A 12,825-nucleotide genomic window follows, 5' to 3' on the forward strand; every position below is an offset into this window, starting at 1 on the left:
AGAACGCATTAGCACATGCCATGCGCCACAAAATCCCTTTCAGAAACAAGCACTTGCCAAGGCACCCAAACCGATAAGCAAATGCATTAAGTTTCTTTCGCCATACCGGCGTTCGGCCCTGTAATGAAGGCATCCATCCCACCTCGTCCGGGCTGGCAGTCTTCGCAAACCGCATGCCGCGCTGCCTCCTGGAACCCACGCCAAGGAGTTTCCATGAGCCGATCGCTGAAGACTGTCATCGTCAATGGCAGCCTGAGCCGCCCCTCCCGCACCCGTGTCCTGCTGGACGCCCTGCATGCCCGCCTGGGCCAGGAGCTGCCGCTGCAGGCACAGGTCATCGACCTGCTGGACCTGCAGCCCCACCTGGGCGCGGCCCTGTCCAAGAACGACCTGCCGCCGGCCACGCTGCAGGCCATCGAGGCCATCGAGCAGGCCGACTTCCTGATCGTCGGCGCGCCGGTCTTCCGCGCCAGCCTGCCGGGCCTGCTCAAGCACCTGTTCGACCTCATCGACCTGGACGCGCTGCAGGGCACGCCCGTGCTGCTGGCCGCCACCGGCGGCAGCCCGCGCCACGCACTCATCCTGGACCACCAGCTGCGCCCGCTGTTCGGCTTTTTCTCGGCCCTCACCCTGCCCATTGGCGTGTACTCCACGCCCGAGGACATCCAGGACGGCCAGGTGCACAGCGAATCGCTGCGCCAGCGCATCGAGCTGACCGTGCAGCTGTCGGCCCCGGTGCTGCGCGGTGCGCTGCAGCAGCTGGTGCAGGCCCAGGCCCAGGCCCAGGCCGAGGCACAGCGGCCCGTTCCCGAAGCCGCCGACCTGGCCCTGGCCGGGCAGCCCGCGTGAGCCAGGCAGAGGCCGTCCCTGCGGACCCGATAGCCACTGCGCAGGATCTGGCGCAGCGCCTTGCCGCCACGGCGGCACGGCGCGATGCCGCAGGCGGCACACCCAAGGCCGAGCGCGATGCGCTGCGCGCCAGCGGCCTGCTGGCACTGAGCATTCCGCGCGAGCTGGGCGGCCTGGGCGCGGACTGGGTGCAGACGCTGGAGACGGTGCGCATCCTGGCCACGGCAGACGGCTCGCTGGCCCATGTCTACGGCTTCCAGCACCTGCACCTGGCCACCGTGCAGCTGTTCGGCCAGCCCGCCCAGTGGCGGCCCTGGCTGCTGCAGACGGCGCGCCACCGCTGGTTCTGGGGCAATACGCTGAACCCTCTGGACCGCCGCACCACGGCCACGCGCCAGCCCGGCCACTGGGAGTTCTCGGGCAAGAAGAGCTTTACCTCGGGCGCGCTGGACTCGCAGATGCTGGTGGCCTCGGCCATCGATGCCGACAGCGGCCAGCTGCTGATCGGCGTGGTGCCCACGGAGCGCACGGGCATCACCTTGCTGCGCGACTGGGACAACATGGGCCAGCGCCAGACCGACAGCGGCTCGGCCCTGTTCGAGCGCGTGCGCGTGGAGGCGGCCGAGCTGCTGCTGGATCCCGGCCCGCTGTCCACGCCGCATGCCGCGCTGCGCCCGCTGCTGGCCCAGCTCATCCTGGCCCATCTGTTCCTGGGCATTGCCCAGGGTGCGCTGGAGCAGGCGCGCGGCTACACGCTGAACGAGGCGCGGCCCTGGTTCAAGTCCCCTGCCGATGCGGCCGGCGCAGACCCCCACATCCAGGCGCTGTATGGCGAGCTGTGGGCCGCGCTGGAAGGCGCGCGCCTGCTGACCCTGCAGGCCGCGCAGCGCTTTGACGCCGCCTGGCGCCGTGGCCCGGCGCTGACCGCCCACGAGCGCGGCGAAGTCGCCGTGGCCGTGACGGCCGCCAAGATTGCCACCACGCGCTCGGGGCTGGACCTGTCCAGCCGCATCTTCGAGGCCACGGGCGCGCGCGCCACGCACGCGGCGCTGCGCTTTGACCGCTTCTGGCGCAACCTGCGCACGCAGACGCTGCACGACCCGCTGCACTACAAGCTGCAGGAGCTGGGCGACTGGGTGCTCAACGGAACCCATCCTCAGCCCAGCTTCTACTCGTGACGCCGCGCCATGAACACCCGTCTGCCCACCTGGCCGCCCGGCAAGTCCTCGGCAACACCTGCGCCCGTACCTGCGCCCGTACCTGCAACCGTGCATGCGCCCGCAGCCTCTGCCGCGCACGATGACGGCGCCGCGCCCGCGCCGTGGATACTGCAAGACCCGGCCTCGCAGGCCCTGCTCAAGACCATGGGACAGGTGGCCGCCAGCGAGGCCGGCGTCCTCATCCTGGGCGACAGCGGCGCCGACAAGGAAATGGTGGCCCGCCACATCCACCGCCTGAGCCCGCGCCGCCACGGCCCCTTTGTCGCCGTCAACTGCGGCGCGCTGTCCGAGGCCCTGATCAACGCCGAGCTCTTCGGCCACGAAAGCGGTGCGCTGACGGGTGCCTTCGGCAACCTGCCCGGCCGCTTCGAGGACGCCCACGGCGGCACCCTGCTGCTGGACGAGATCGACGACCTGCCCCTGCACATCCAGAGCAAGCTGGTGCGCGTGCTGCAGGACAAGGCGGTCACCCGCATCGGTGCCAGCCAGCGCACGCCGGCCGATGTGCGCGTGCTCGCGGCCAGCAGCGCGCCGCTGCACACCAAGGTGGCGGCGCGGCGTTTTCGCGAAGACCTGTACTACCTGCTCGATGTCGTCACCCTCACCGTGCTGCCGCTGCGCCAGCGCCCGGCCGACATCCTGCCGCTGGCGCGCCACTTCATCGCGAGCTACTGCCAGCGCATGCGCTACGCGCCCATGGCACTGAGCCAGGACGCGCAGCGCAAGCTGCTGGAGCACGACTGGCCCGGCAACAGCCGCGAGCTGGAGAACGTCATCCACCGCAGCCTGCTGCTGACCCAGGGCATGCACATCGGCGCGGGCGACCTGCACATCGCCAGCAGCCAGGGCGAGCCCGATCCCGTCCCCACACGCGAGGCTGAACACGGCGCCCAGGCCGCCGCCGCCGAACTGGCCCTGGGCGAAGCGCTGGACAGCCTGTGCGACGTGCATGCCGAAGGCCTGGAGCAGCACGTGCTGGGCGCCCTGCTGCTCAAGGCCTGGCAGCGCAACCGCGGCAACCAGGTGCAGACCGCGCGCCAGCTGGGCATCAGCCGCAGCGTGGTGCGCGCGCGGCTGCAGCGCCTGGGCCAGGTGCCGGGCGAGGCCGCGCCACCGTCTTTTCCATCGTCCCCGGAGATCCCATGAGCCAAGACCCCCACGCATCGCCAGACATCTTCTGGTTCCTGCCCACCTCGGGCGACACGCGCTACCTCGGCACCTCCGACTTCGGCCGCGCCCCCACCAACGCCTACATGCGCCAGATCGCCGTCACGGCCGAGGAGCTGGGCTACGACGGCCTGCTGATCCCCACCGGCAGCTCCTGCCTGGACCCCTGGGTGGTCGCCTCCAGCCTGGTGCCCGTCACGCAGCGCATCAAGCTGCTGGTGGCCCTGCGCACCTCGCTGGGAGCGCCGGTCTCCAGCGCGCGCCAGGCCGCCACGCTGGACCAGGCCCTGGGCGGGCGCCTGCTGCTCAACGTGGTGCCCGGGGGCGATGCCACCGAGCTGGAGGCCGACGGCATCTTCCTGGCCCATGACGAACGCTATGCCTATGCCGATGAATTCCTGACCATCTGGCGCCGCCTGCTGGCCGGCGAGGCCGTGGATTTCGACGGCAAATACTTCAAGGTCAAGCAGGGCCGCAACTTCTTTCCCCCGGTGCAAAAGCCGCATCCGCCGCTGTACTTCGGCGGCTCCTCGGACGCCGCCCACGACCTGGCCGCACGCCAGGTGGACGCCTACCTCACCTGGGGCGAGCCCCCCGCCGCCGTGGCCGAAAAGTTCGCCGACATCCGCCGCCGCGCCGCGCAGCAGGGCCGCCAGGTCCGCCTGGGCGTGCGGCTGCACGTCATCGTGCGCGAGACCAACGAAGAGGCCTGGGCCGATGCCGAGCGCCTGATCAGCAAGCTCACCGACGAGGACATCGCCCGCGCCCAGGCCGGCTATGCGCGCATGGACTCCGTGGGCCAGTCGCGCATGGCCGCGCTGCACGGCGGGCGGCGCGACCGGCTGGAGGTGGCGCCCAACCTCTGGGCCGGCGTGGGCCTGGTGCGTGGCGGCGCGGGCACGGCCCTGGTCGGCGACGCGGCCACCGTGGCCGAGCGCCTGCGCGAGTACGCCGCGCTGGGTGCAGACAGCTTCGTGCTCTCGGGCTACCCGCACCTGGAGGAGTCCATCCGCTTTGCCGAGCTGGTCTTCCCCCTGCTCGGCAAGCGGGCCGTCACCACCAGCGACCAGGCCCAGACCGGCGGCGCCTTCGACATCCGCAGCATCCAGCGCCGGCAGTCTGCATCGTGAGCCGCCCCCGGGCTTGCGCCTTGTCAGACCGCAAGACCCCGCAGGCAGCTCGCCCGCTCAAGGCCCCAGATGTTTGACAGCAGCTGCCGGGCACGTCCCGCGCCGGCGACGGGAGCGGCAAGCTCCATGAACTTGTCCTCCAGCTCCCCATCCGACAACGGCAGTTCGGGATCGCCCTTGCGATCGGGCTGCACCCAGACATGGCGGCGTCCATCCCTGGCAACGATTTCCAGGCGCGCCGATCTCTTTCCCGGGAAGGCCCTATCGATTTGCGGGTCCACCGAGACCTGGACGCGCTCGAGCATCGCGCGCACGGCGGGATCGGCCAGGCGCTCGGGGGTGTACGCGGACATTCGCACGCTGCCATGGACCAAGGCCGTCGCCACCACGAACCGGAGACTGAAGCGCGCTTCGTTTTCGGTCACGGGATCGGTGTAGCAGGCGATATCCAGGGCCGGGCCATAGGTGGCCACGGCCACGCTGCAGATGTCGTCCGCCCGCAGGGCATGCTGGCTGCGCAGAGCCAGCGCGGCGTCGATGGCCGCAAAGGTATGGCCGCAGCCGACATGGTTCTTGAAGGTGAGCCGGGTGATGTGGAAGTCCCTGCCCAGCGTGTCCCCGATGCCTGACCAGTCGGGTCCGTCGCTGACAGCGCGGCCCAGGCCCGACTCCCCCTCCAGCACATCCAGCGATCCCGTCACCCCCCTGTGCGCGAGTTGCGCAGCCAGCAGGCCGGCCTCCGCTGCGCGCCCGGCATGCAGGGGCTTGGACATCGAATCCATGCGAAATGCCTGCTGCAGACCCGCAGAGAAGGTGGCCGCCGTGGCCAGTGCATGGGCGAATGGCCCTGCATCCAGCCGCAGCGCATACCCTGCGGCCGCCACAGCCCCGAAGACGCCCACGGTGCCGGTGTTGTGCCAGAAGCGGTAGTGGGCCCGGCCCAGGGTCACGCCGATGCGGGTGGAGACCTCATAGCCCAGCACCACGGCACGCAGGAATTCCAGGCCACTGGCCCCTGCCTGCTGGCTTGCCGCCAACGCCGCTGCAATGGTTGCGGCCCCGGGGTGGTACATGGCATCGCGGAAGCTGTCGTCCACCTCGGCGGCATGGGCCGCCGAGCCGTTGAAAAGTGCCGCCGCCCGCGCCGTGGCCATGCGGCCGTTTCCAAGCCGGCAGGACCCGCGATCCAGATCCTCGGCAAGCACCTGTTCCAACTGTGCAAGAGGCGCGCAGCCCAGGCCCGGGAACAGGGAGGCATACCAGTCGATCACGGCCCGCTTGGCGTGGTGGATGACGGTGTCGGGAAGCTCGGTGCGTTGGTATCGAGAGGCAAATTGTCCGAACACTTCGGTCGCATGCATGCGTGGTCTCCTGGATGAACACTGGCCGGGGCAGTCTCACTTTTTTGGCACAAATGTGCAGTGGCCGGCCCCTCAGGCCAGAACCAGCACACCATCCGCAGCGCACACGCCCTGGCCCTGCGGCAGCACGAACACCGGGTTGATCTCCGCCTCGATCACGCGGTCGCCCAGTTGGGCGGCCATCGCAGAGAACGCGACGATGGCATCGGCCAGGGCATCGACATCCGCCTTGGGGCGGCCGCGAAAGCCGTCCAGCAGCGGCCAGGTCTTGAGCTCCCTGGCCATGTCCAGCGCTTCTGAGCGGCTCAGCACACCCAGTTGTGTCCCATCGTCGGGCAGCAGGCGCAGCGTGGTGTCCTGGAACAATTCGGCCGCAACGCCCCCCATGCCCAGCATCACGGCGGTGCCCAGCGCATCCTTGTGCAGGCCCAGGATCAGCTCGGTGCCACCGGCCACCATCTGCTGCACCAGGAACCGGTCCGGGCGCACGCCCGCCCTGGCCTGCACGTCGGCCACCATCGCACCCAACCGGGCACCTATGGTCTGCGTCGTCAGGCCGACGGCGACACCGCCCACATCACTCTTGTGCGTGATCCGGGACGAAAGGATCTTGAGCACCACTCGGCCGCCCAGTTCGCGCGCGGCGGCTTCGGCCTCTTCGGCGGTGCGCACCACACGCTCGGCCGCGCACGGCACGCCGAAACGGCGGAAAACGGCCTTGGCCTGCGCTTCATCGAGGCAGCCAACGGGCAGATCCGGTTCCTGCAGGGTGTCCTTGCCGACGACCAGCTCGGAAGGCGCACCCTGGAAGCCATTGACGCGCAGCATGCCCGCCAGCGCGGCGGTGCAGCTTTCCGCCGCAGCGAAGGCCGGCACGCCGCGTTGCGTGAGCAGCGCGCCGATTTCCGGCGCATGCGGGCTGACATAGGCCAGCACCGGCTTGTCGGAGTGGGGCAGGCACTCCTGGATGGCACCGGCCAGCAGCTCGGGCATGGCCAGGCTGGAGGAGCCGACGATGATCACCAGCGCGTCGTAGCTGGGGCTTGCCAGCAAGGCATGGATGGCGCCGCGCAGCAGGTCGGGACGCAGGCCCGCCAGGGTCACGTCGATGGGGTTGCGGTCCAGCACGGCCTCGCTGCCGGTCTGCAGCGCGCGCAGTGCATCGGCGGTCGCCTGGTCAGGGGCCGGCGTGTCGAATCCGGCCACGCCCAGATCGTCCGACACCAGGGTGCCCGCACCGCCGGTGGACGTCAGGATGGCGATGCGCTTGCCGCGCAGCCTGCGGCCCGTGGCCAGCGCAGCGGGCACGTCCAGCAGGTCGGAAAAGCTTTGCGCACGAATCACGCCGACCTGCCGGAACAGCGCGTCGTACATGCGATCCGCACCGGCCATGGCGCCCGTGTGCGATACGGCGGCCTTGGCGCCGGCCTCGGAGCGGCCGATCTTGAAGGCCACCACGGGCTTGCCGGCACGCGCGGCCTTCAGGCAGGCGGCACGGAACCTGGCGGGATGGCGCACCGTCTCCACATACAGCGCGATCACCTTGGTGGCCGGGTCATCGGCCAGGTGGTCTATGAAGTCGGCCAGTTCCAGATCCACTTCATTGCTGGTGGAGATGAGCTTGGACAGCCCGATGCCACGCGCGGCCGCGCGCGACAGCAGCGAGCCCAGGATGCCGCCGCTTTGCGAGACGACGCCGATGCCTCCGACGGGGAACTCGTCCATCTCCAGCGCGCCCGAGGGCGACAGCACGATCCGGTCGGTCAGGTTGACCAGCCCGATGGTGTTGGGCCCCAGCAGGCGCATGCTGCCGGCCGCCTCGATCAGCTGCCGCTGGCGGTGCGCCCCGTCCTCGCCCGTTTCCGTGTAGCCGCTGGCCAGCACGATGGCTGCCGCGCAGCCCAGCGCCGACAGCTCCCTGACGGCCTGGTGCGCACGCTCGGCGCCCAGCAGCACCACGGCCACATCGGGCACTTCAGGCAGCGAGGCCACATCGGGATAGCAGGCCAGATCGCCGATGCGCTCCACGCGCGGATTGACGGGAAGAATGCGGCCGGCAAACCCGTGCTTTTGCAGGTAGGCCACCGGGCGGCCCGTGGTCTTTTTCAGGTCGGCAGAGGCGCCTATGACGGCGACACTGCGCGGCGACAGCAGCTTGGCAATGGCTTCGCTCATGGCATCACTCCTTGCCGGCCGTCTTGGCCAGGAAGGCCTCCACCGATGCACGGTGTTCACTGCTGGTGTAGCAGATGCCCTGGGCCTGGCTGCCCTGGGCGAAGACATCGTGTGAAGACAGCTCGAAGCTCTGGTTCAGAATGGTCTTGGTCAATGCCAGCGCGGTGGAAGAAGCCGAGGACAGCTCGCGCGCCCAGGCCTGGGCGTCTGCCACCAAGGTCTCGGCACTGGCCTGGCGGTCCACGATGCCCAGGGCCAGGGCTTCCGGCAGCTTGACCTGGCGGCCCGTGAAGATCAGCTCCTTGGCCTTGGCCAGGCCCACACGGCGCGGCAGGAAGTACATGCCCCCGCCGTCCGGGATGATGCCGCGCAGCACATAGCTCCACGCGAAGCTGGCCCATTCGCTGGCGATCACGAAGTCGCAGGCCAGCGCCGTGTCTGCCCCCAGTCCCGAAGCCGCGCCGTTGACGGCGGCGATCACGGGCTTGGGCATGGTGTGCAGCAGGGCCTGGACATGGTGCACGCGCTGCTGGCGCTGCCAGCCGTTGAAGCCCACCTCGCCCGCGGGAGCATTCATGCGCCTTTGCATTCCGGCAATGTCGCCGCCTGCGCAAAATCCCTTGCCCGCGCCTGTCAGCACCAGGGCTTTGATGGCCTTGTCTGCTGCCACGCGCTCCAGGGCATCGATGAACTCGGTGCGCATGTCGTCACTCATGGCGTTGCGCTTGTCGGGGCGGTTCAGGGTCAGGGTCGCCACCGCATCGGCGACATTCAGTTGGATCAGTTCGTAGTTCATGGCGTGCTTTGAAAGCGATCGCAGCCAGTGCGATCAATCGGGATGGATGTTGTTTTGCCTGACGATCTGCGCCCAGCGCTTTTCCTCGGCCTGCACATAGGTGTCCAGTTCCGCCGCCGGCCCGGCATTGACCACCAGGCCTTCGTGTTCCAGCTTGCGAACAAAGTCCGGCGAACGGGCCGCCTTGCGGGCCGCAGTGTTCAGGCGCTCGATCACGGCAGCGGGCGTGGCGGCCGGCACGTACAGGCCGTACCAGCTCTCGACGCGGTAGCCCGGGACGGTGACGGCGATGGGCGGCGCATCCTTGAAGGCCGCAGACGGCTCGGCCGTGGTCACACCCAGCACGCGCAGCTTGCCGTTGTCGATGAAGGTGGATACCGCCGCCGCGGTGGCAAACATCATGTCCACCTGGCCACCCATCAGATCGGTGAGTGCCGGGCCTGCGCCACGGTAGGGCACATGGGTGATCCTGACCTTGGCCAGGTTAGCGAACAGCTCCCCGGCCAGATGCGCCGACGTCCCGGCGCCCTGCGAGGCATAGGTCAGCTTGTCGGGACTGGCCTTGGCGGCGGCCATCACGTCCGCCACCGTCTTGTACGGGCTGGCGGCGGGCACCACCAGCACGTTGGGGCCGCGGCCGATCAGGATCACCGGCGCGAAGGCCTTGTTGCTCCCGTACGGCAGCTTGGCCTGCAGCGCCGGATTGACGGCGTGCGCGAAGGAAGCCACGACCACGGAGTAGCCGTCCGGCGCGCTCTTGGCAACGTTGTCGGTGCCGATGATCGTGCCGGCACCGGGCTTGTTGTCCACGATGACGGGCTGGCCCAGGTCCTTGGCCATCTCGGCCCCCAGCGTGCGTGCGATCAGGTCGGTTCCGCCACCGGGCGCGAAGGGCACGACGAGGCGCACGGGCTTTTCCGGGAAGGCTGCAAAGACTGCGTTGCAGGCAGTCGCGAGCACGGCAATGAGCGCAATGGCCCTGGCGCAACGGCGGGCGGCGAAACGAAGCATGGTGTGTCTCCTGGTTCTATGGGCAGAGGTCCGGTCCATGCGCAAGCGTTGCGATGACGCTGGCGACGGATTGGTGAAAGCTTAGGGAAACGCGCCGCAGTTGTGATCCCCCATGTTCCAACCAGTGAAACCGCACAGCGAGCGCGCCAGGACTTGCGTTTTCATCTGCCATCCTTTCGGTGGAATACTCCACGCCATCAGGCGCCCGCGCCTGTGCAGCAAGAACCAGGCTTTCAACCGAGGATGAACCGGTCCTCCCGCAGGCGGCAGCAACATGACCCACAGGCGATCCCCCATACTCCATGACAAGCCCGGTCAGTCCCCGAGCAACCGCTCCCTGGAAAGAGGCATCGAAATACTCCGTGCGTTCAGGCCCGGGTCGGAACTGCTGGGCAACGGCGACCTGGTGGAACGCACCGGACTGTCCAAGGCCACCGTGAGCCGGCTGACGCAGACCCTGGTGGGCTGCGGCATGCTGCAGGCCGATCACCAAAGCCGCGCCTTTCGCCTGGCTCCCGCTGTCCTGAGCCTGGCGCACGCCATGCGTACCGGATCGACGGTGCTTTCGATGGCGGCCCCCCTGATGCGCACCCTCGCCGAGACACGCAGGATCAACGTGGGCCTGGCCTGTCCCGACAGGGACGAGATGGTCTATCTGGAATCGATCCGCTACAACCGCCGGATTGTGCTCAGGCATGTGGTGTCGGGTCAGCGTGTGCCCATGGAGCTGACGTCGCTGGGCCGTGCCTACCTTGCCGTGGCGCCGCCTGCCAGGCGCAAGGCACTGTTCGACAGCTTCAGGCTCAAGAGAGGCGCCCAATGGCGCGACCTGGAAAAACAGATCCAGGCGGCCATCAGGTCCGTGAAAAGCCAAGGCTTCTGCGCTGCATCGTGGCAGCCGGAAGTGGTTGCACTGGCCACGCCGCTGGTGACACCCGATGCCATCTATGTCCTGAACTGCAGCGTGTCCACGACGGAGCCTGTGCCAGCCATCGTGCAGGAGCTGCACCCGGCGTTGCTGCAGCTGGGCCGCCAGATTCAGAGCCTGCTGGAGAAACGGTGAGGTTTGCCCGCCGTTCCACGCACCTGCGGGCGGCCCGCTTTGCATAGGGAAAAAACATAGCTGATATAGGCTGCATTGCCTTATCGCAATGGCGCCCGAAACCCAGACTGGCGGCATGACAAACACCCATCTGGAGACAACCGGCGTCACTCGCCGGCTCGTGCGCTACCGCCCGCAGGCTGCGAAGGACGAGATTCAAATCGAGTATGCGGACCAGGGCGCAGGGCCGGTCGTCTGCATGCTGCCATCGCTGGCCCGTTCCGGCCGGGACTACGACGTCGTTGCCCGCCATCTGCAGGCGCAAGGGCTGCGGGTACTGCGCCCCGAGCCTCGGGGCATAGGCCAAAGCCGTGGCCCCATGCAGGGGCTGACGCTGCATGACTTCGCAGCCGACGTCGCGGCCGTCATCGACCACGAAGCCACCGGCCCTGTCGTGGTCGTGGGTCATGCCTGGGGCAGCCAGCCGGCGCGCATGCTGGCGGCCGACAGGCCGGACCTGGTGCGCGGCGTCGTCATGGCCGCCGCCTCGGCAGGCAAGCTGCCGCCGGGATCGGACGAAATGCCGTATGGCCGCCTGCGGGACGCAATCGACGGCGCGGGCGATGCACGGCTGTCCAGGGAGCAGCGCCTGGACTGCCTGCGCCGCGCCTTCTTTGCCCCGGGACATGACCCCAGCGCCTGGCTGGACGGGTGGAACGCCCAGGCCCATGAAGCGCAAGGCCATGCACGGCGCGTCACGCCCGTCGATGACTACTTCAGCGCAGGAACGACCGTTCCCATACTGGACCTTCGGGCCGAACATGACGCGGTCGTGATCCCCCATGTGATGAAGTCCTGCCTGGGCGAGCGGGTGACGGAACAGGTGATTGCCGACGCGGGCCACGCCCTGGCGCCCGAGCAGCCCCTTGCCATGGCAGACGCCATTGCGGCATTCACGCGCCGCGTGTACGCCGCCTAGGCCAGCCCTTGCCCGCAAGACACCCGGCCCCTTCGGGGATGCGCCGGACAGAAACAGTGCTCAGGAGACAAAGATGACCATCCACACGCCCGCAGCCGCCATCAGGAAAGCCTGGAAGTTCGCCATGACCTGTGCTGCCTGGGCCACCTGCACCCTGGTGGGCGCGCAAGACTATCCGGGCAAGCCGATCCGCATGGTGATTCCGTACACGCCGGGTGGCTCGATCGACACCGTGGGCCGCCTGGTGGCCGACCAACTGCAAAGGCAGCTGGGCCAGGCCATCGTGATCGAGAACGTTCCGGGGGCTTCCGGCCTGTTGGGAACCCTGCAGGTCAAGAAGGCCAAGCCTGACGGATACACGCTCATCTTCAATGCCTCCAGCCACGCCTACCTGCCGCTGGTCAGTTCCAAGAAAACCTATGACGCCGAGCGTGACTTCACGCCCGTGGGGCAAATCGGGTACGTGCCGCTGATCGTGGCGGTCACCAACGAGTTGCCCGTCAGGACCGTGGCAGAGTTCGTGCAACTGGCCAGGGCCCATCCAGGCAAGTACACCTGGGCGACTTCCGGCCTGGGTACCACCAGCCACCTGAGCGAAGAGATGCTGAACCGGGCCCTTGGCCTGCAGATGGACATCGTCGCCTACAAGGGTGCCGTTCCCCAATTGACGGACGTGATCGGCGGCCATGTCTCCGCGGCCATCTCGCCCATGCCGGGTGTCATGCCCTTCGTGCAGGCCGGCCGTCTGCGGCCCCTTGCCGTCACCAGCAAGACCCGCGTCCCGTCGCTGCCCGATGTGCCGACGCTGGCGGAGGGCACCATTGCCGGGTTCGAGCTCCTGTCCTGGTACGGAATCTGGGGCCCGGCCGGCCTGCCCGCAGACATCACCCACAGGTTGAACACCGAAATTTCAAAGGCCGTGGAGGCGCCGTCGCTGAAATCCAGGTTCGCCGAACTGTCCTTTGTCCCCGCGAAGTCCAGTCCTGCGCAGTTTCGGAAATTGATCGCTGACGACCTGAACAAGATCGGCAAGGCCGTCAGGGAAGCGGGCATCCGCATCGACTGACCTGCCGCTTCCGATCCGGAAGGCATGCC

At 68.5% G+C, this 12,825-nt stretch carries 11 protein-coding genes; 7 read left to right on the forward strand and 4 right to left on the reverse strand.

Going from position 1 to position 12,825, the window contains the following annotated elements; translation table 11 throughout:
* Nucleotides 1–213: 213 nt before the first annotated feature.
* Genes msuE through ssuD form a run of 4 tightly spaced genes read left to right on the forward strand, consistent with a single transcriptional unit; the run spans nt 214 to nt 4,366 of the window.
* Nucleotides 214–849 carry an FMN reductase gene (msuE, locus tag ACRSCF_RS24300; RefSeq protein ID WP_034367966.1) on the forward strand — a complete coding sequence of 212 codons (636 nt, stop codon included), beginning with the start codon at nt 214–216 and terminating at the stop codon, nt 847–849.
* Nucleotides 846–2,027 carry an acyl-CoA dehydrogenase family protein gene (locus ACRSCF_RS24305; protein ID WP_012203700.1) on the forward strand — a complete coding sequence of 394 codons (1,182 nt, stop codon included), beginning with the start codon at nt 846–848 and terminating at the stop codon, nt 2,025–2,027. The genes msuE and ACRSCF_RS24305 overlap by 4 nt, the downstream gene beginning before the upstream one ends.
* A gap of 9 nt (nt 2,028–2,036) precedes the next feature.
* Complete coding sequence (locus ACRSCF_RS24310) at nt 2,037–3,215, forward strand: sigma-54 interaction domain-containing protein (RefSeq protein WP_034367969.1); 1,179 nt, start codon at nt 2,037–2,039, stop codon at nt 3,213–3,215.
* A complete protein-coding gene (gene ssuD, locus ACRSCF_RS24315) occupies nt 3,212–4,366 on the forward strand; it encodes an FMNH2-dependent alkanesulfonate monooxygenase (protein ID WP_016453780.1) in 1,155 nt (384 codons plus the stop codon). The genes ACRSCF_RS24310 and ssuD overlap by 4 nt, the downstream gene beginning before the upstream one ends.
* A gap of 23 nt (nt 4,367–4,389) precedes the next feature.
* On the opposite strand, the gene ACRSCF_RS24320 is transcribed toward ssuD, so the two are convergent.
* The 4 genes from ACRSCF_RS24320 to ACRSCF_RS24335 form a co-directional block, all read right to left on the reverse strand.
* The gene (locus ACRSCF_RS24320) at nt 4,390–5,727 is read right to left on the reverse strand and encodes an MmgE/PrpD family protein (RefSeq protein ID WP_016453779.1); all 1,338 of its coding nucleotides are present in this window, start codon (nt 5,725–5,727) and stop codon (nt 4,390–4,392) included.
* Between the two features lie 72 nt (nt 5,728–5,799).
* Complete coding sequence (locus ACRSCF_RS24325) at nt 5,800–7,902, reverse strand: acetate--CoA ligase family protein (protein WP_034367974.1); 2,103 nt, start codon at nt 7,900–7,902, stop codon at nt 5,800–5,802.
* 4 nt (nt 7,903–7,906) lie between these two features.
* Nucleotides 7,907–8,698 (reverse strand): enoyl-CoA hydratase/isomerase family protein, encoded by a 792-nt coding sequence (locus tag ACRSCF_RS24330; RefSeq protein ID WP_046239522.1) that lies wholly within the window; start codon nt 8,696–8,698, stop codon nt 7,907–7,909.
* Between the two features lie 33 nt (nt 8,699–8,731).
* Nucleotides 8,732–9,709 carry a tripartite tricarboxylate transporter substrate binding protein gene (locus ACRSCF_RS24335; RefSeq protein ID WP_016453777.1) on the reverse strand — a complete coding sequence of 326 codons (978 nt, stop codon included), beginning with the start codon at nt 9,707–9,709 and terminating at the stop codon, nt 8,732–8,734.
* Nucleotides 9,710–9,983: 274 nt separating this feature from the next.
* Here ACRSCF_RS24335 and ACRSCF_RS24340 point away from each other — a divergent pair, with 274 nt between their 5' ends.
* The 3 genes from ACRSCF_RS24340 (at nt 9,984) to ACRSCF_RS24350 (ending at nt 12,796) form a co-directional block, all read left to right on the forward strand.
* Nucleotides 9,984–10,772, forward strand: coding sequence for an IclR family transcriptional regulator (locus tag ACRSCF_RS24340; protein WP_016453776.1), 789 nt, complete (start codon nt 9,984–9,986; stop codon nt 10,770–10,772).
* Nucleotides 10,773–10,887: 115 nt separating this feature from the next.
* Nucleotides 10,888–11,730 carry an alpha/beta fold hydrolase gene (locus tag ACRSCF_RS24345; RefSeq protein ID WP_189354077.1) on the forward strand — a complete coding sequence of 281 codons (843 nt, stop codon included), beginning with the start codon at nt 10,888–10,890 and terminating at the stop codon, nt 11,728–11,730.
* Between the two features lie 73 nt (nt 11,731–11,803).
* A complete protein-coding gene (locus tag ACRSCF_RS24350; protein ID WP_034367978.1) occupies nt 11,804–12,796 on the forward strand; it encodes a Bug family tripartite tricarboxylate transporter substrate binding protein in 993 nt (330 codons plus the stop codon).
* Nucleotides 12,797–12,825: the final 29 nt, after the last annotated feature.

It is taken from the genome of Delftia sp. 11MD (genome assembly GCF_050907895.1).
GTDB classification, from domain to species: Bacteria; Pseudomonadota; Gammaproteobacteria; order Burkholderiales; family Burkholderiaceae_C; genus Comamonas; species Comamonas tsuruhatensis.

Excerpts from the sequence above, each read along its gene's own strand:
- ACRSCF_RS24320 (WP_016453779.1), bottom strand. The coding sequence starts at position 5,727 with ATGCATGCGACCGAAGTGTTCGGACAATTTGCCTCTCGATACCAACGC.
- msuE (WP_034367966.1), top strand. The coding sequence starts at position 214 with ATGAGCCGATCGCTGAAGACTGTCATCGTCAATGGCAGCCTGAGCCGC.
- ACRSCF_RS24330 (WP_046239522.1), bottom strand. The coding sequence starts at position 8,698 with ATGAACTACGAACTGATCCAACTGAATGTCGCCGATGCGGTGGCGACC.
- ACRSCF_RS24310 (WP_034367969.1), top strand. The coding sequence starts at position 2,037 with ATGAACACCCGTCTGCCCACCTGGCCGCCCGGCAAGTCCTCGGCAACA.
- ACRSCF_RS24340 (WP_016453776.1), top strand. The coding sequence starts at position 9,984 with ATGACCCACAGGCGATCCCCCATACTCCATGACAAGCCCGGTCAGTCC.
- ACRSCF_RS24345 (WP_189354077.1), top strand. The coding sequence starts at position 10,888 with ATGACAAACACCCATCTGGAGACAACCGGCGTCACTCGCCGGCTCGTG.
- ssuD (WP_016453780.1), top strand. The coding sequence starts at position 3,212 with ATGAGCCAAGACCCCCACGCATCGCCAGACATCTTCTGGTTCCTGCCC.
- ACRSCF_RS24335 (WP_016453777.1), bottom strand. The coding sequence starts at position 9,709 with ATGCTTCGTTTCGCCGCCCGCCGTTGCGCCAGGGCCATTGCGCTCATT.
- ACRSCF_RS24325 (WP_034367974.1), bottom strand. The coding sequence starts at position 7,902 with ATGAGCGAAGCCATTGCCAAGCTGCTGTCGCCGCGCAGTGTCGCCGTC.
- ACRSCF_RS24350 (WP_034367978.1), top strand. The coding sequence starts at position 11,804 with ATGACCATCCACACGCCCGCAGCCGCCATCAGGAAAGCCTGGAAGTTC.